The sequence below is a fragment of the Nocardia sp. NBC_01499 genome (assembly GCF_045040275.1).
In the GTDB taxonomy this organism is placed as follows: Bacteria; Actinomycetota; Actinomycetes; order Mycobacteriales; family Mycobacteriaceae; genus Nocardia.
Window position 1 is genome coordinate 4,837,385 of the sequence record NZ_CP109426.1, and the last position, 17,185, is coordinate 4,854,569.

General features: G+C 68.0%; 17 protein-coding genes and 1 tRNA gene. 10 read left to right on the plus strand and 8 right to left on the minus strand.

The features are described 5' to 3' along the window. Complete coding sequence (locus OG203_RS22025) at positions 1-990, plus strand: M23 family metallopeptidase (RefSeq protein ID WP_405167495.1); 990 nt, start codon at positions 1-3, stop codon at positions 988-990. A 40-nt stretch (positions 991-1,030) separates the two neighbouring features. Here the strand turns inward: OG203_RS22025 and purD are convergent, their stop codons facing one another. Beyond that, positions 1,031-2,344, minus strand: a complete 1,314-nt coding sequence (gene purD, locus OG203_RS22030) for a phosphoribosylamine--glycine ligase (RefSeq protein WP_405167496.1) — start codon at positions 2,342-2,344, stop codon at positions 1,031-1,033. 160 nt (positions 2,345-2,504) lie between these two features. On the opposite strand from purD, the gene OG203_RS22035 reads away from it, so the two are divergent. From OG203_RS22035 to OG203_RS22055, 5 genes are all read left to right on the plus strand, one after another. Then, complete coding sequence (locus tag OG203_RS22035; protein WP_405167497.1) at positions 2,505-2,882, plus strand: PH domain-containing protein; 378 nt, start codon at positions 2,505-2,507, stop codon at positions 2,880-2,882. 10 nt (positions 2,883-2,892) lie between these two features. Beyond that, positions 2,893-3,318 carry an HIT family protein gene (locus tag OG203_RS22040; protein WP_405167498.1) on the plus strand — a complete coding sequence of 142 codons (426 nt, stop codon included), beginning with the start codon at positions 2,893-2,895 and terminating at the stop codon, positions 3,316-3,318. Positions 3,319-3,435: 117 nt separating this feature from the next. Beyond that, complete coding sequence (locus tag OG203_RS22045; RefSeq protein ID WP_405167499.1) at positions 3,436-4,110, plus strand: winged helix-turn-helix domain-containing protein; 675 nt, start codon at positions 3,436-3,438, stop codon at positions 4,108-4,110. Positions 4,111-4,157: 47 nt separating this feature from the next. Then, positions 4,158-5,360, plus strand: coding sequence for a sensor histidine kinase (locus OG203_RS22050; RefSeq protein WP_405167500.1), 1,203 nt, complete (start codon positions 4,158-4,160; stop codon positions 5,358-5,360). 54 nt (positions 5,361-5,414) lie between these two features. Continuing rightward, complete coding sequence (locus tag OG203_RS22055; RefSeq protein ID WP_405167501.1) at positions 5,415-7,331, plus strand: glycoside hydrolase family 9 protein; 1,917 nt, start codon at positions 5,415-5,417, stop codon at positions 7,329-7,331. A 124-nt stretch (positions 7,332-7,455) separates the two neighbouring features. Here the strand turns inward: OG203_RS22055 and OG203_RS22060 are convergent. The 3 genes from OG203_RS22060 to OG203_RS22070 form a co-directional block, all read right to left on the minus strand. Next, positions 7,456-7,527, minus strand: a tRNA-Thr gene (locus tag OG203_RS22060). 117 nt (positions 7,528-7,644) lie between these two features. Next, complete coding sequence (locus OG203_RS22065) at positions 7,645-7,887, minus strand: MbtH family protein (RefSeq protein ID WP_011207082.1); 243 nt, start codon at positions 7,885-7,887, stop codon at positions 7,645-7,647. Between the two features lie 173 nt (positions 7,888-8,060). Further along, positions 8,061-8,894, minus strand: a complete 834-nt coding sequence (locus OG203_RS22070) for an alpha/beta fold hydrolase (protein ID WP_405167502.1) — start codon at positions 8,892-8,894, stop codon at positions 8,061-8,063. A 165-nt stretch (positions 8,895-9,059) separates the two neighbouring features. On the opposite strand from OG203_RS22070, the gene OG203_RS22075 reads away from it, so the two are divergent. From OG203_RS22075 to OG203_RS22090, 4 genes are all read left to right on the plus strand, one after another. Continuing rightward, the gene (locus OG203_RS22075; RefSeq protein ID WP_396964800.1) at positions 9,060-9,230 is read left to right on the plus strand and encodes a hypothetical protein; all 171 of its coding nucleotides are present in this window, start codon (positions 9,060-9,062) and stop codon (positions 9,228-9,230) included. Between the two features lie 88 nt (positions 9,231-9,318). Next, positions 9,319-10,875 carry a trehalose-6-phosphate synthase gene (locus OG203_RS22080; protein WP_405167946.1) on the plus strand — a complete coding sequence of 519 codons (1,557 nt, stop codon included), beginning with the start codon at positions 9,319-9,321 and terminating at the stop codon, positions 10,873-10,875. Between the two features lie 69 nt (positions 10,876-10,944). Beyond that, on the plus strand, positions 10,945-11,682 hold the full coding sequence (locus OG203_RS22085) for a response regulator transcription factor (RefSeq protein ID WP_405167503.1): 738 nt from the start codon (positions 10,945-10,947) through the stop codon (positions 11,680-11,682). Beyond that, positions 11,679-13,124 carry a sensor histidine kinase gene (locus OG203_RS22090; RefSeq protein WP_405167504.1) on the plus strand — a complete coding sequence of 482 codons (1,446 nt, stop codon included), beginning with the start codon at positions 11,679-11,681 and terminating at the stop codon, positions 13,122-13,124. The genes OG203_RS22085 and OG203_RS22090 overlap by 4 nt, the downstream gene beginning before the upstream one ends. A gap of 25 nt (positions 13,125-13,149) precedes the next feature. On the opposite strand, the gene OG203_RS22095 is transcribed toward OG203_RS22090, so the two are convergent. From OG203_RS22095 to OG203_RS22110, 4 genes are read right to left on the minus strand one after another with little or no spacing between them, the layout of a single operon-like run. Next, a complete protein-coding gene (locus tag OG203_RS22095) occupies positions 13,150-13,635 on the minus strand; it encodes a h domain protein (RefSeq protein WP_405167505.1) in 486 nt (161 codons plus the stop codon). Beyond that, positions 13,632-14,513, minus strand: a complete 882-nt coding sequence (locus tag OG203_RS22100) for a hypothetical protein (RefSeq protein ID WP_405167506.1) — start codon at positions 14,511-14,513, stop codon at positions 13,632-13,634. Before OG203_RS22100 ends, OG203_RS22095 begins: the two co-directional genes overlap by 4 nt. Then, complete coding sequence (locus OG203_RS22105; RefSeq protein ID WP_405167507.1) at positions 14,510-15,937, minus strand: MCE family protein; 1,428 nt, start codon at positions 15,935-15,937, stop codon at positions 14,510-14,512. The genes OG203_RS22100 and OG203_RS22105 overlap by 4 nt, the downstream gene beginning before the upstream one ends. Continuing rightward, positions 15,934-17,160 carry an MCE family protein gene (locus OG203_RS22110; RefSeq protein WP_405167508.1) on the minus strand — a complete coding sequence of 409 codons (1,227 nt, stop codon included), beginning with the start codon at positions 17,158-17,160 and terminating at the stop codon, positions 15,934-15,936. The genes OG203_RS22105 and OG203_RS22110 overlap by 4 nt, the downstream gene beginning before the upstream one ends. Between the last annotated feature and the right edge of the window lie 25 nt (positions 17,161-17,185).

Consider the following 17,185-nt stretch of genomic DNA (forward strand, 5'->3'; position numbering starts at 1 on the left):
ATGCTCGAGAATGCTCGACGAGCTGGGCTCGACCGGGTACGCGGAGTGGGTGGCATCGGGGTCATTCCGCCGGACTGGCGTGCCAAGCTCCAGCAACGACCAGCGCGCGGCCCTCGGGTCCTGCTCGATCGGCGCGACGTCAAGGAGCTGCTGCGACGACGGCCCGATCCGCGGGACCTGTGGCGGCGGCGCGCCGAGCTGCGCGCCAAGTGGGACAAGCGACCCGACCGCGACAAGCTGCTCGCACTGCTGCGCGAGCATCGGGTGCTGCTTGCCTGGCTCGTCGCGATCGCCGTATTCGCCGCGGGCGACGCCTCCCTCGCCGGCACGATCACCGATCGCACCCCGGACCAGGAGCACGCGCAACGCGTCGCCGTGGCCTATCCCCTGCAGGTGCAGTCGACCCCGTCGTCGGTGCGCCGGTTACTGAACGCCATCGACAACGGTGAACGCCTGCGCGAACAGGCCGTCGTCGCGGCCGCCGCGCGCGCCACCCTGGAACGCGCCAAGGCCGAGGCCGCCGCCGCGGCAGCGGGCCAATGGCAGCCGTGGATGGGCGGCGGCGGTGCGACGCCGATGCCCGGCGCGACCCTGCCCGGCATCGGCGGGTTCTTCCTGCCCGCGCACGGCACCTTCACCTCCGGATTCGGTTCCCGCTGGGGCACTTTCCACGCTGGCATCGATATCGCGGCCCCGATCGGCACCCCGATCTACGCGGTCGCCGACGGCACCGTCATCGACGCGGGCCCGGCCGAGGGCTTCGGGCTCTGGGTGCGCATCCGCCACGACGACGGCACCATCACCGTGTACGGCCACATGTACGACTTCTTCGTCTCCCGCGGCGAACGCGTCCCGGCCGGGATGCAGATCGCCCGCGTCGGCAACCGCGGCGACTCCACCGGCCCGCACCTGCACTTCGAGGTCATCATCGGCGGCCAGCACGTCGACCCGCAGCCGTGGCTGGCCCTACACGGGCTCACCGTTGGTTAGTGCTTGGCCCGACGCAGCGACTGATTTCACGACGCCGCTGTCACGGCTCCTGAGTCTGGCCTGAATTCGCGGAGAGGCGGGGAAGCACGGCGATGCGGCCTTCGACGGCGGCGAGGCCGATGTCGGTGCGGTAGTGGCTGCCCGGCAGTTTGATCGAGGTGATGCGCTCGTAGGCATGCGCGCGGGCCTCGGCGAGATCGGCGCCGACGCCGACCACATTGAGCACGCGGCCACCGGCCGAGACCAGGGCACCGTCCTCGCGCAGCGCGGTTCCGGCGTGCAGCACCGCGGCGGCGTCGTCGATGGCGCCGTCGCCCGCGCCGGTGATGACGTCGCCGATGCGCGGGCGGCCCGGGTAGTTCTCGGCGGCGACCACCACGGTGATCGCGGCGCCGTCGCGCCAGCGCGGCGGATCCACCTCGGCGAGCGTGCCGGTGGCGGTCGCGTTGAGCAGCTCGCCAAGCGGGCTTTCCAGCAGGGCGAGCACGGCCTGGGTTTCGGGATCGCCGAAGCGGCAATTGAATTCGACGACCGCCGGTCCGGCGGCGCCCATCGCGAGACCGGCGTAGAGCAGCCCGGAAAAGGCGCTGTCGCGGCGAACCAATTCGGCCGCAACGGGTTTCACCACGTCGTCGACGATGGCGGTAACCGCTTCGTCGGACAGCCATGGCAGCGGCGTGTACGCGCCCATGCCGCCGGTGTTCGGGCCGGTGTCCCCGTCGCCGACCCGCTTGTGATCCTGCGCGGGCAGCAGCGGCACCACCGTCTCACCGTCGACCAGGCAGAACAGCGAAACCTCCGGCCCGTCCAGGAACGACTCCAGCAGCACCGGGTGTCCCTGCTCCAGCAGTTCGGCGCCGTGATCGCGGGCCGCGGAACGGTCGGCGGTGACAACCACACCCTTGCCGGCGGCGAGGCCGTCGTCCTTCACCACCCAGGTCGGCCCGAACCGGCTCAGCGCGGCATCGAGGTCGGCCGGGGTGTCCACGATCTCGCTGTGCGCGGTGCGCACCCCCGCCGCCGCCATCACGTCCTTGGCGAAGGCCTTCGAGCCCTCGATCCGCGCGGCCGCGGCGGACGGTCCGAAGCAGGCGAATCCGGCCGCGCGCACCGCGTCGGCGACGCCGAGCACCAGCGGCACCTCGGGCCCGATCACCACCAGATCGGCCGCCGACTCGGTGGCCAGCGCGACCACCGCAGCCGCGGCGCACGGATCCACCGGCCGGGTCGTCGCGTGCTGCGCGATACCCGCGTTGCCCGGCGCGGCGACGATCGCGCTGACCGAGGGGTCGCGGCGCAGCGCAAGGACGAGGGCATGTTCACGGGCTCCGGAACCGATGACGAGTACGCGCACGGCAGACAGCTTAGGTGAAGGCCCCCGGCGGCCTGCGCTCACTCATGAACAGCGGTCGACCATCGAATATCGGTCTCGCGACATGGATGATGGAAAGGGATGGTTCAGGCATACCGCAGCCGGACCACGCCACCCACACCGCGCGAAGGATGTGCACACGATGGGTCTGATCGACGGACTGATGGGCAATGCCGGGCGGATCGATCCCGGCCGGGCACAACAGGAGTACGCGAAACTCATGGGGGAAGGTGAACAGATCTACGCCGCGTATCTGCTGGTGCGCGACGCCATCCTGTTCACCGACCGGCGCCTGATCCTGGTCGACAAGCAGGGCGTGACCGGCCGCAAGGTCAGCTATCACAGCATCCTCTACCGCGCGATCACCCATTTCTCGGTGGAGACCGCGGGCACCTTCGACCTGGACGCCGAGCTCTGCCTCTGGATCTCCGGCAGCAACGAGCCGCTGCAGAAGCGGTTCAACCGACAGGTCGACATCTATGAGGTGCAGGGCATCCTGTCGCATTTCACCTCGGCGTAGCCTGCGGGGCATGGCTTCTGTCTTCAGCGCGATCATCGCCGGTCAGCTTCCAGGTCGATTCGTTTGGGAGGACGACGAATTCGTCGGTTTCCTCACCATCGCTCCGGTCACCCCTGGGCACACCCTCGTGGTGCCGCGCAAGGAGATCGATCAGTGGCAGGACGTCGACGCGGACACCTTCGCCCGCCTGAACGTCGTCGCGCAGAAGATCGGCCAGGCCGTGCGCGCCGCGTGGGACGCACCGCGCGCTGGTCTGCTGATCGCCGGTCTGGAGGTGCCGCACCTGCACGTGCACGTCTTCCCCGCCTTCACCATGGGCGACTTCGACATCTCCGGTGCCGACACCGATCCGAGCCCCGAGTCGATGGACGAGGCCCAGGCCAAGATCAAGCAGGCGCTGCGCGATCTCGGCTATGGAGCCAACGTCCCGGACTGAACGTCGTTCCAGCCCAAAGCAAAAGGGTGGTCGGACCGAAACTCGGTCTGACCACCCTTTTCGGATGAGCCCCCTGTCAGGATTGAACTGACGACCTGGCCAGTAGCGTCGCTCCTCATGCGCCTACTGGTCCTCGAGGACGACTCCGAGCTCGGCCCGGCAATCGCCCGAGGGCTGCGTGAGGCGGGCTTCGCGGTCGATGTCGCGGTCGATCTGGCCGACGCCGACTTCAAACTCGCCGTCAACACCTACGACTGCTTGATCGCGGACCGCATGCTGCCCGACGGTGACGCACTGACCCTGCTGGCCGCCCAGCGCACCGCAGGATCCACCCTCCCGGTCCTGCTGCTCACCGCATTGGACGCGGTCACCGACCGCGTGACCGGCTTCGAGCACGGCGCGGACGACTACCTCGTCAAACCGTTCGCGTTCGCCGAGCTCAACGCCAGGGTGCGCGCGCTGTGCCGCCGCGGCCAACCTGCTCGGCCACCGCAGTTGCGGGTCGGTGACCTGGAGCTGGATCATCCACGCCGCCGGGTGCGGCGAGGCGGCGTGCTGCTGGCTTTGACCGCAAAGGAGTTCGCGGTCCTGGAGGTGCTGATGATGCGTGCGGGCGAGGTGGTCACTCGCAGTGAACTCATTGAAAGCTGCTGGGACGAACAGACCGAGCCACTGTCGAACGTCGTCGATGTCCTCATCGGGCAACTGCGCCGCCAGCTGGGCCCACCGGAGCTCATCGTGACGATGCGCGGCGTGGGATACCGCATCACCGACCCGGCCACCGACCAGTGACGTCGCGGGCTCCCGCACTCGCGCGGCTGCATCGCGCCCGGTGGGTGATGACTCTGCTGTTCGCGGCGACGACCGCACTGTGTCTGCTGGTGCTGGCCACCATCGCCGTGCGCACCGACAGCCATTCGCGCACCAACGACCTCGACAATGCGGTCAGTCACCGCGCCGACGGCCTGGCCCGCACCTTGTTCTATGACGCACAAGGCACGCTGCGGCTGGACTCACTGCCCGAGGACGAGCTCGCCCGCAGCGCCGAGATGCTCGCCATCCTGCAGGCATCCCCGAGTTCTGGACCGCAGATCCGCTCCGCTTACCCGTCCCCGGCGGCCCTCCCCGCGCAGGCGGCACTCCAGGAGATCTGGCAGGAAGTCCAAGACGATCAGGAGACGGTCCTGGTCACCACTGCAGCCGCCGATGGGAGCGAGTATCGGTGGGCCGCGGCCCCGGTCTGGGACCAGGACAGTATCGGCGCCACCGTGCTGGTCGGTGCCGACCCGGCCCGCAGCCAGGCCGCCCACCGACGGCTGATCGAGTGGCTGGCTCTTGGCTGCGTGGCACTCGTACTGGCGGCGGCCGCCGTGGGTCACCTGCTGAGCGGACGCGCGATGCGGCCCGCTTTACAGGGACTCGAGCAGCAGGAGCAGTTCCTCGCCGAAGCAGCCCACGAACTGCGCACACCGCTGGCCACCCTGCGCCTGGTGGTGGAGCACGGCAGCGGCTCACCGGAACGCGCACCCGCGGCACTGGACGAGGCATTGGGGTTGGTCGACCGGTTGGGCCGGCTCGTCACCGGGTTGCTGGCCCGCGCCCGCGTGGAAGCCGGGACCCAGGCGGCCGAACTCACCCCGCTACGCCTGGACCAACTGGTCCAGCAGACCATCCGGGAACTACCCGATCCCACCGGTGTCACCGTCACCAGCGAGCCCGTCATCGTCGACGGGGATCCCGAGCTACTGGCGCAAGCGGTCCGAAACCTCGTGGAAAACGCGCTACGCCACGGCGGTGGCACGGCGGTCGAAGTGACGGTCACCGCCACCCGGATCGAGGTACGCGACCACGGTCCCGGTGTACCCCCAAACGACCGGATCCGGATATTCGAGCGACGCGTCACCGGTGCCGCAAGCACCGGCACCGGTCTGGCGATCGTCGCTTGGGTGGCCGAGCTGCATGGCGGCACCGCCCGCATGTCGCAGGCTCCCGGCGGCGGGGCGTTGGCGCAGCTGCTGCTACCCGCACGCACAAGCCGCTGAACTGCACAGCCTTCCTCATCTTCATCTCATCTAGCACCGGGCAGGGTGCTGCTCATGTCCACTTTCCGACTCGGCCGCGCCTGGAGCCTGCGCTCCACCACTCTGCTGGCAGCTCTCACCCTCGCGATCACCGCCTGCACGCTGCCTGCGGGCGGGACCAGTCCTGCCGACGAAGGCCCGTCGAGCACCCGCCCGCCCGCGATCCGGGTCAACCAGGCCGGCTACGCCGTCGGAGAAGCCAAACAAGCCTTCGTCATGGGCTCGGAACTGAGTAGGGCCGGCTACCGGGTGGTAGACGAACACGGCACCACCGTGACCACCGGCCGGGTCGGCGCCCGCACCGGCAGTTGGAGCAGCAAGTACCCCGCAGTCCACCTCGTGGACCTCTCCGGTCTCGACACTCCCGGCAATTACCACGTCGAGCTCACCGGCACGGCGTCGGGCAGCTCTCCGATGTTCCGCATCGCGCCCGCCGCGCAGCTGCTCACCCCCCTTATCGAGGACAACGTCCGTTTCTTCCAGGCCCAGCGCGACGGCGCGGACGTGCTTCCGAATGTGCTGCACCGCAAGCCCGCACACCTGGCGGATCGCCGGGCCACTGTGTACGCCACTCCCCGATACAACGAGGAAGGCAACGAACTGCTCGACGCGGCGCTGACCCCGATCGGCGGCCCCGTCGACGTGTCCGGCGGTTGGTTCGACGCGGGTGACTTCCTGAAATTCACCCACACCACCGCCTACAGCACGGCCGACCTCCTGCTGGCGCTGCGCATCGCGCCGCACGCCGCGGGCCTGGCGCAGGAGGTCGACCATGGCGTGTCCTGGTTGGACAAGATGTGGGACGGCAAGAGCGGCACCCTCTATGCCCAAGTCGGCATCGGCGCGGGCAACGACAACGTCCACACCGACCACGACATCTGGCGGCTACCCGAGACCGACGACGACCTGAACGTGCAACCAGGCGACCCCGACTACCTGATCAAGAACCGGCCGGTGTTGCGGGCCAACGAGCCGGGCGCACCGATCAGCCCCAACCTGGCCGGGCGGGTAGCCGCGGTCTTCGCGCTCGCTGCGCAGAACAGCGCCAACGACGACCCCGCTGCCGCCAAATCCTGGCTGGGCAAAGCGGCTGCTGTCTACGCCAAGGCGAATACCGAACCCGGCGACGCGTTGATCACCGCGTTCCCGCACAACTTCTACCCCGAGAACTCCTGGCAAGACGACATGGAGTTCGGCGCCACCGAAATGAGCCTGGCCGCTACAGCATTGGGTGACACCCGCGCCGCCGACTGGAAGCAGCAGGCCATCCACTGGGCGGCACAGTACATTTCCGCCGACACCAAAGGCACCCTCGGCGTCGCCGACGTCAGCGCGCTCGCCCACGCCGACCTCCTCACACTCCTGCAGGCAGGCAACGAGAACGGTGAGAACCTGAGAAAAGACCTGCGCCGACAGTTGGACGACGGCATGAACCGAGCCGCCGAAGACCCCTTCCGAGCAGGGGCGGTGTACACCGACTTCGACTCGGTGCCACATACTTTCGGCCTCGTCACCACCGCACAGCTGTACCGCAAAGCCACCGGTGACCACCATTACGACGCCTTCGGTACGCAACAGCGCAGTTGGGCCCTTGGTGCGAACTCCTGGGGCAGCACCTTCCTCATCGGTGCGGGCGAGGTCTACCCGCGCTGCCCCGAACACCAGGTGGCCAACCTCGCCGGCAGCCTCGACGGCAACGGCCACATCCTGCGCGGCGCCGTCGTGAACGGCCCGAACGCCGCAGACAAACTCGACGAACTCAACGCTTTCCCGACCATGAAACTTTGCTCCGCCGATCCCGGTACACCCTGGACCGATTTCGACGGGCACAAAGCCCGTTTCCTCGACGATGTCGGCGCATGGCAGAGTGTGGAACCCTCGATCGACTTCACCTCCACCGCAACGCTCGCCTTCGCCCTGTCACAGGGCTGAAAGCTGAGGATGCGTTCGATGGCGGCTTCATGCCGCCGATCGACCATCCCCGGCTGAACGTCGTTCCAGCTCAAAGCAAAAGGGTGGCCGGACCGAAACTCGGTCTGACCACCCTTTTTGAATGAGCCCCCTGTCAGGATTGAACTGACGACCTTCGCTTTACAAGAGCGGTGCTCTACCACTGAGCTAAGGAGGCGGGGTGCTTTCGGAAAGCGGTTGCCATCATAGCCGGGCACACCGACTGCGTGACACCGGCTTTACGGCATCACGCAGTCGGCGAGTGTCCCGGCGCAGTATTTCAGCTACCGCGGGATCAGGACTGGGCGCCCTGACGGGCCGCGTCATCGGCGGCCATCGCGTCGCGCAGGCTCTTCGGACGCATATCGGTCCAGTTCTTTTCGACGTACTCGACGCAGGCAGCCCGGCTGTCCTCACCGAACACGACGCGCCATCCGGCCGGGACCTCCGCGAAGGCAGGCCACAGGGAATGCTGTTCTTCGTCGTTGACCAGGACGAAGAAGCGGCCGTCTTCGTCATCGAAGGGGTTGGTGCTCAATTTCACCTCACTGGATACTGGCGCTGTGTACGGGATCGCTCTCGGATCCTCCGGCGCCGGGTCCGACGAACCGAGGGGTACCGCGGACTTGCGCGCCGTTGGAGTCCCGAGCGTTGTTTCGACCCTAGCAAGGGAGACGTTACGCCTGGGCGGTTACCTCTGGCCGGGGAATCTCAGCTCGCGAAAAAGTCCAGCAGAATCTTGTTCACCGTCTCGGGGCGTTCCAGGTAGCCGAAGTGACCGGCGTCGGGAACTTCCTGGTAGCGCGCACCGGGGATGACCTCGGCGATCTCCCTGGACAGGTAGGGCGGGATCATCCGGTCGTCGGCGAAGCCAACGGCCAAGCACGGCACCGTGATCGCGCGGTAGGCCTGCACCCGGTCGAAATCGTGATCCATCCGACGTTGCGCGCGGATGCCGGGGGTCACCGGGCCGCCGGTGAATTCGAACAGGTCGAGCCAGTCGCGGGCCGAGTTCGGTTCGGCGAGCGTCGCTGGCGACAGGTTCATCGCCGCGGTCACCGCTGCCTCGTACTTCTCCGGCAGCTTCACCCCGCTGGCGTCGAGGTCGTGCTCGCCGAGTGAGAGCGTCTTCTGGAACTGGTCGAGGCGTCCGTGGCCCGCCATGAAGACGGCCTTGCGCACCAGTTCGGGGCGGGCAAGCGCGAGTTCCTGCGCGACTCGCGCACCCATCGAGGTGCCGACCACCAGCGCGGGGCCCTCGTCGAGGAACTCGATCAGTCCGGCGGTATCGGCGACCAGCTGGTCGATGGTCATCCCGGACGCGGCCTCGAAGGAGGGCGCGATCCCGCGGTTGTCAAAGGTGCACACCCGATACCCGGCCGCGACCAGCGCGGGCACCTGATGCAGTTCCCACACCCGCCCCGGACTCCCGGTGCCCATGATCATGACCACAAGCGGCCCGGAACCCTTGACATCGGTACCCCGCGCGCGGTCACCTTTGACCTGGTAGTTGAGGGAAATTCCGTTCACCGTGGCCAGCGGCATATCGACCCTTTCGTGGAGTTGATGCTCCGTCCCACGGTATAGGGACGGCTGGAGTCGGCACACCGGCCGGGGGCCGGTCTGACGCGGGTGCCACCCGCGCCTGCTGAGGACAGATACCATTGACTATTCGCACGTACGAGCGTAGTGAACCGGGAGGACTTGAAGATGGCCGCGAAGGGCAGCGCGAACGACATCGCGGACGACGATCTGGAACCACTTGCCGACGAAACCGCACGTCAGGCACAGCGCGTTGTCGCGGCCTACGCCGAGGACGCCGACGAGTGCCGGATGCTGTTGTCGATGCTCGGCATCGCACCGAGCGCCCGGGCAGAATAAGCCCAGCCTTTCGACGCCAACGGCGACGTCGACGCACCGGACTCCCCGGGGGACCCAGCGACGCGCAAAGGATGCGTGAGTGGACCAGATGACTTCGTCCGACGACTCCGACCCCGCCCTAGACACACCACCTGACGAGAGCACCGCAGCGATCACCGGCCCGGCCGAATCCGGTTCCGGTTTCGTTGTCGTGGCCAACCGGCTCCCGGTCGATCTCGAGCGACTGCCCGACGGCACGACCAGGTGGAAACGCAGTCCGGGCGGACTGGTCACGGCGCTGGAACCGGTGCTGCGCAACAACAAAGGCGCCTGGGTCGGTTGGGCGGGGGTGCCCGACGCGGACGTCGATCCGATCATCGAGGACGGCCTCGAACTGCATCCGGTGCCGCTGACGGCGCAGGAGGTAGCCGACTACTACGAGGGCTTCTCCAACGGCACGCTGTGGCCGCTGTACCACGACGTGATCGTGCGTCCGGTCTACGACCGCAAGTGGTGGGCCGCCTACGTCACGGTGAACCGGCGCTTCGCCGAGGCGACCGCGAAGGTGGCCGCCGAGGGCGCCACCGTGTGGGTGCAGGACTACCAGCTGCAGCTGGTGCCGAAGATGCTCCGGATGCTGCGACCCGATCTGACCATCGGTTTCTTCCTGCACATCCCGTTCCCGCCGGTCGAGCTGTTCATGCAGATGCCGTGGCGCACCGAGATCGTGGAGGGCCTGCTCGGCGCCGACCTGATCGGCTTCCACCTGCCCGGCGGCGCGCAGAACTTCCTGTATCTGGCGCGCAGGCTGGCCGGACAGCCGACCTCGCGCGGCACCGTCGGCGTACGTTCCAAGCTCGGCGTCGTGCAGGTCGGGTTCCGAACCGTGCGGGTCGGCGCGTTCCCGATCTCGATCTCCTCGGCCGAACTCGACGAGCACTCCCGGCGCCGGTCGATCCGCGAGCGGGCCGCGAAAATCCGTGCCGAACTTGGCAATCCGAAGAACATCCTGCTCGGCGTCGACCGCCTCGACTACACCAAGGGCATCGACATCCGGCTCAACGCGCTCGAAGAGCTGCTGCTGGAAAAGCGGATCGATCCGTCCGAGACCGTCATGGTCCAGCTGGCCACGCCCAGCCGCGAGCGGGTGGAGAGCTACATCCAGATGCGCGGCGATATCGAGCGTCAGGTCGGCCGGATCAACGGCGAGTTCGCCCAGGTCGGCTACCCGGTGGTGCATTATCTGCACCGGCCCATCCCGCGCGACGAGCTGATCGCCTTCTTCGTGGCCGCCGACGTGATGCTGGTGACGCCGTTGCGCGACGGCATGAACCTGGTCGCCAAGGAGTACGTCGCCTGCCACAGCGGCCTCAACGGCGCCCTGGTGCTCAGCGAATTCACCGGCGCCGCAGCCGAATTGCGCCAGTCCTACCTGTGCAACCCGCACGACCTGGACAGCGTCAAGGACGCCATCGTCTCCGCGATAGAGGACGATCGCGACACCAAACGCCGCCGCATGCGCTCGCTGCGCCGCCAGGTCCTCGCCCACGACGTCGACCGCTGGGCCCGCGCCTTCCTCGAAGCGCTCGCCCAGGGCCAGGTCGCGGGCAGCGCCCTGCTGACCGACGACGACACCTACCCGGAGGAACGGCAGCCATCTCGGTAGCAAACCCTTCACAGGAATCACCCAGGTTTGGTCCAGCAAGTTCGCAGGGGGATGCCGGACTATGAATCCATGAGTGGTGCGCCTGCGGAGCAGGCATCCGAGGCTCGGGTGCTTGTGGTCGACGATGAGCCGATGATCGTTGAGTTGCTCGCGGTGAGCCTGCGTTATCAGGGCTTCGCCGTCGACACCGCCGTTGACGGGGCGCAGGCGCTGGACAAGGCGCGCAGCTTCCGGCCGCAGGCGCTGATCGTCGACGTGATGATGCCCGGCATGGACGGCTTCGGCCTGCTGCGCCGACTGCGCGCGGACGGCATCGACTCCCCCGTGCTGTTCCTGACCGCGCGCGACGAGGTGCAGGACAAGATCACCGGACTCACCCTCGGCGCCGACGACTACGTCACCAAGCCGTTCAGCCTGGAGGAAGTGGTCGCCCGACTGCGGGTGATCCTGCGCCGCGCGGGCCACCACGCACCGCAGCGGGAGAGTTCCCGGCTGCGGTTCGAGGACATCGAACTCGACGACGACACCCACGAGGTGTGGAAGGCAGGCGAGCCGGTCGCCCTGTCCCCCACCGAGTTCACGCTGCTGCGCTACTTCATGGTCAACGCGGGCACGGTGCTGAGCAAGCCGCGCATCCTCGATCACGTGTGGCGCTACGACTTCGGCGGCGAGGTCGGCGTGGTCGAGACCTACGTGTCGTATCTGCGCAAGAAGGTCGACACCGGCGACGAACGCCTCATCCACACCCTGCGCGGGGTCGGCTATGTGATGCGCGCGCCGAGCCGCAGCCGGTCGGCTGGGAAATGACCGAGGGCCGGATCGCGGCGCTGCGCGCCAAGACCTCCGGTGTGCTTTCGGCGATCCCGCTGCGGGTGACGCTCATGCTGATTCTGGTAGCCACGGCGGGACTCGGGCTGCTCATCTCCGGCATGGTGGTCACCTCGGGTCTGGAACGCTCGCTGACCGACCGCACCGACCAGCAGCTGCGCAACGGCGCGATCGAATGGTCGCGCCGCCGGGTGCCCCCGCCGCCGAGCCTGCCCGGCGACCCGCGCCACACCAGCCAGTTCTACGTCCGCTCGATCCAGGACGACGGACGGGTCTTCGTGATCAAGGCGTTCGGCCTCGATGTCGAACCCGCCCTGCCGGATTCGCCGCAGATCGGGCCGATGACGGTCGGCTCTACCGACGGCGGGCCGATCGAATGGCGGTCGTTGACCGTCCGAGGGCCGGACGGCACCACCACGGTGGCGCTGCCGCTCAACCAGACCTTCGACATCGTGCAACGCCTGGTGATGCTGGAACTGGTGGTCGGGCTGATCGTGCTGACCGCGCTGGCCTTCGCCGCGTATTTCGTGATCCGGCGCAGCCTGCGTCCGCTGCTGCGGGTGGAGAACACCGCCGCCGCCATCGCGCGCGGCGACCTGTATCGCCGAGTTCCGGTGCGCGGCAGCAACACCGAGGTCGACCGGCTGTCCCGCTCGCTCAACGGCATGCTCACCCAGATCCAGCAGGCGTTCGCGAAAACCGAGGCGTCGGAGGAGGCCGCGAAGCGTTCCGAGGCGAAGATGCGTCAGTTCGTCGCCGACGCGAGCCACGAGCTACGCACCCCGCTCACCACCATCCGCGGCTTCGCCGAGCTCTACCGGCAGGGCGCGACCACCGATCCCGACCTCTTCATGGACCGCATCGAACGCGAATCCCAGCGGATGGGCATCCTCGTCGAGGACCTGCTGATGCTGGCCCGCCTCGACGCCCAGCGCCCGCTGGAACAGGGCCAGGTGGATCTGCTCGCCGTGGCAAGCGACGCCGTGCACAGCGCGCGTGCGATGGCCGCCGCCGAGGATCCGGACGGCCCGAGCCGCCGCATCGAACTCGAAATCGAAACCGGTGAAGGCACTTTGGAAGTCGTCGGCGACGAGACCAGGCTGCGGCAGGTGCTTGCCAACCTGCTCAACAACGCGCTCACGCACACCCCGCCGGACGCCTCGGTGGCGGTCCGCCTGACCCCGACCGCCGACCAGGTCCTCCTGGAGGTGGCCGACACAGGTCCCGGCCTACCCGCCGACGAGGCCAACCGTATCTTCGAACGCTTCTACCGCACCGACAACTCCCGCGCCCGCACCAGCGGGGGCACGGGCCTCGGCCTGTCCATTGTCCAGGCGCTGGTCACCGCGCACGGCGGCACGGTCGACGTGCGAAGCACCGAGGGCGTCGGCAGCACCTTCACCGTCCGGCTGCCCCGCTAAAACCGTTGCGCGGCAACCGTTTCGATCAGACCGGCGTGACCTGATCGACCAGCCAGCGGTCGCCGTCCTTGTCCACCGTGGCGCGGACCCGGCTGCCGGTGGTCGTGCCCTCCGGCGAATCCTTGCTCGTCGTCACCTGATTCAGAAACAGCAGCACGACCACGTGCGACTTGTCGGCGGAGACGACGCCGCCCGCCTGGGTGGTCGCCTTCACGTTGAGCTGTTTTTCCTTGGCGCCTGGCGCGATTGCCTGTTCGATCAGCTTCAGGTAGTCCGCGCGGAACTTCGGCGAGAGGTTGTCGGCCGTCTTCGGGAGTTCCTTGTCCACCGTCTGGAAGTCATAGGTGAACATGGCCGAGACCGTTCGGCTCGCGGCCGCCACCGCGTCCGTGCGGGCCTGCTCGGTCTGGTGGTCGTTCCAGATCTTGAATCCGCTGACACCGAGCACGACCGCCGCCGCGAGGGCGAGCACGCTCAATGCAGCCAGGAGAATCTTGCCGCGCGTTCTCATCCCACAAACTCCACTTTGGACACCGTCATCCCGGAATCGCCGCGACTCACGGTGACTCGGAAGCGGTAGTACCTGGTCTGCTCGCCCTGCTGGCCGGCGTTGGTGAGCGTCTGCTTGGCGGCGACAAGGACCGTCGCGGAGTTCTCGTCGTCGCTTTGCAGCGCCGCGTCGATGATCTCGCCGTTGGAGACGACCTTGGCCTGCTGCACGATATTCATGAACGGGTCGACCCGCCCGTCGAATTCGTTCTTGAACTGGCCGGAGGCCACCGAGAGGATCCGGTCGATGTCGGCCTTGGCGGAGTCGGCGCGGATGGTGGTCAGGTTCAGGATGGCTTGGCGTGCGGTCTGCTGGTATTCGGTGCGGCGCGCATCGCGGGCGTCGATCGAACGTACCTTCATGCCGGCGAAGCCCGCGCCGATCAGCAGCGCGAGCACCAGGACCGCGGCCGCCGCGACGGCGATGGTGCGCCATATGCCGCGGCGGGCCGGCTCGGTATCGGTGTCCGGCGTCTCGTCCGACACGGTCGGCGCCTTCGCGAGGTCGACGGACGTGCTCTCGGCTGAGTCGGTCGGCGCCTTCGCGATGTCGACGGACGTGCCATCGGCCGGGTCGGTCGGCGTCGCGCTGGTCGCGTCCGTCTCCGGCGCGGAAGCCGTGGCCGCAGCGGCCTTTTCGACATCCGACGGCGCGGAACTCTTGGCGTCGCCCGGCTGCTGGCTACCCAGCGCCGCGACCCGAGCCTCGAACGCGGCGGTGGTCGCCTGCGCGGCCGGCACCGACGTCACCGAGGGGCTGGCCGTCTCCTCGGCCGGCGGACCCACCGAGCGCACCGCGCGTCGCCGCGTGCGGTGCTGATCTCCGTTGCTTTCGTTCATCGTTGCTGCTCCTCGAGCATCGCCTGCCAGCTCGACGGTACCGTGCCCGAACCGCCCGGTCCGATATCGCCCTGTCGGTAGGTGCGGCCGTCCGGGCCGATGTACTGGCCGGTGGACGGGTCATAGGATCTCGCGGCAGCGGGCGTGCCGGTGCCGTACGCGGCTGGTGCCACCTGTGTCGTGCCCGGTGCGGTCGGCGCGGCCGCGGGTGCTACCGGTCGCGGCGGGCCGAACGCGGGATTGTCGCCTTCGGGAACATAGCCGGTCCGGCAGAGTTCCGGGGTCGGCGCGCGCACACCGGGGAATTCCGCGCATGGCGTGTTGCGGATGCCGCGCACCTCGACCGGCGAATCCTGCGGCACTTTGCAATACAGGCCCGGCGGGGACTGCACCGAATCCACTTCGCTCGGCGAGCGCCGCTCGTTCGGCGGCAGGAACCCGGTCGTGCAGGCGGGCGGGTCGTTGACCACCACCATGAAGTCGACCATGGCACCGTATTCCGCCGGACCTCGGATGATCGTGCGCAGCGCCGCGATCAGCGGCGGGAAGACCACCAGGAGTTGTTCCAGCCCAGCGTGATACGTGACGCCGACCTGCCCGGTGCTGACCAGGTTCGTCAGCAGCAGCGGCAGCGTCGGGCGCAGCGATTCGAACTGTGCGGTGACCCGCTGCATCGCCGACGGTCCGTCGCGCAGCACGTTGCGCAGCGAGGGATCGTGCGCACGCAGCTGGTCGGTCACCGTGGCCAGGTCGCTGGTCCACGACCGGATGGCCGCGTCGGACTGGACCTGGGTGTCGAGCAGCGGTCCGATCTGCTCGATCAGTTTCTTCGTCGGTTCCGCGCTGTTCTGCGCCTCCTGCACCAGCAGCGACGCCGAGTCGATGAACCGCTGCAGATCCGGGCCCGCGCCGTTGAACGCCTTGAACGCCTCGTCGATCACCTGCCGCAGCCTGGTGTCGGCGATGCTGGACAGCAGCCGGTCGGACTGATCGAGCAGCGAGCCGACGTCCTGCGGAAGTTTGGTGCGCCCCACTGGAATCACCGCGCCGTCGGCCAGGTTTCCGCCGACCGGGTGATCCGCCGGAATCAGATCGACGTACTGCTCGCCGATCGCGGAGACGCTGCGTACCCAGGCATTCACATCCGAGGGGATCTTGTAGTCGCTGTCGATGGACAGCTTCGCCTCGACTCCGCTCGAGGTGAGCCGAACATCGCGCACCACACCGATATTCGTGCCACGGAAGGCGACGTTGGCGGTCGGATAGAGACCGCCCGTCGCCTCGAGCTGCACCGTGACGTCGTACCTGCCGATGCCGAACATCGCGGGCACCTTCACGTACACCCCGCCCATGATCACCAGGCCGATCACCGTCAGCACGGCGAAGATCGACAGCTGGACGCGGACGAATCGGGTGAGCGTCATCGGCCAGGACCCCCTTGTGGCGCGGTGTCTCCCGGCAGCGGCACGGTCAGCCCGGGAATGGCGGGCAGGCCGGGAATCGGCGGCAGGCCCGGAATGGTCGGCGGCGGTTGCGCGCCGGCGGCGGGCGCCGGTTGCAGCGGGCCGGTCGCCGGGTTGCCGCTCTGTGTCGCGGTATCGGGGGCGAAACTGCCGACGACGCCCTCGACGCCGCCGAATCGGCCGCCGAGCGGGCTGCCGGTCAACCAGTTGCTGTCCAGGCGCTTTCCGGTCAGGTCGACCGTGATGAACAGGTTCAAGTAGTCGCCCAAGATCGCTTTGTCGAGGTTCTTCATCGGGAACGGGAAGGTCGGAATGATCTTCATCGCCTCGATGAGATTGTTCCCGGTATCGGCCAGCGTCTGCAGCACCGGCGCGAGGCTGTGCAGGTTCGCCTTGAGATTGTCGCCGCTGCTCGCGATCAGGCGATCGGTGACGTCGCTGAGGTCACCGAGCGCGTTGATCGTCGCGGTGATGTTCTTCGTGCGGTCGGCGAGCACGGTGAGCGCGGGATGGATGCGCTCGATGGCGGCGGCGACCACGTCGCGCTGCTGCACCAACTGGCCGCTGAGCCGGTCCAATCCGCTCATCGCCGCGATGATGTCGTTGCGCTGCTTGTCCAGGTTGGTGGTCAGCTCGTTGAGCTGGGGCAGCAGATCGCGGATGTCGTCGGCCCGCCCGTTCAGCGCGGAATTCAGTTCGCGGGTAATGGTTTCCAGCTGCGAGATGCCGCCGCCGTTGAGCACCACCGACAGCGACGAGAGCACCTGCTCGGTCGTCGGGTAGGCCCCGGCCCGCTCCAGCGGAATGACGTCGCCGTCCTTCAACTGTCCTTGCGGCGCAACATCACTCGGCGCGGCCAGCTCGACGTGGTTGCTGCCGAGCAGACTGGTCTGGCCGATCTTGGCGACGGCATTGGCCGGCAGGTGCACGCTCGGATTCAGCGTGACGGTGACCAGCGCGTGCCAGCCCTCCACCTCGATGCCAGACACCGTCCCGACGGTGACATCGTCGACGCGTACCGGTGAATTCCTGGTCAGGGTGGTCACATTCGGCATTTGGATGCGCACTTTGTACGCGCCGGCCATAGTTCCCTCGGTGCCCGGCATCGGCAGCGAGTTCAGTCCGTCCCACTCGCAGCCCGAGACGCCGAGCGCCATCGCGAGACCCACCACCAGCATGGCCATCCGACGAGGAGGCAGGGAGCGCTTG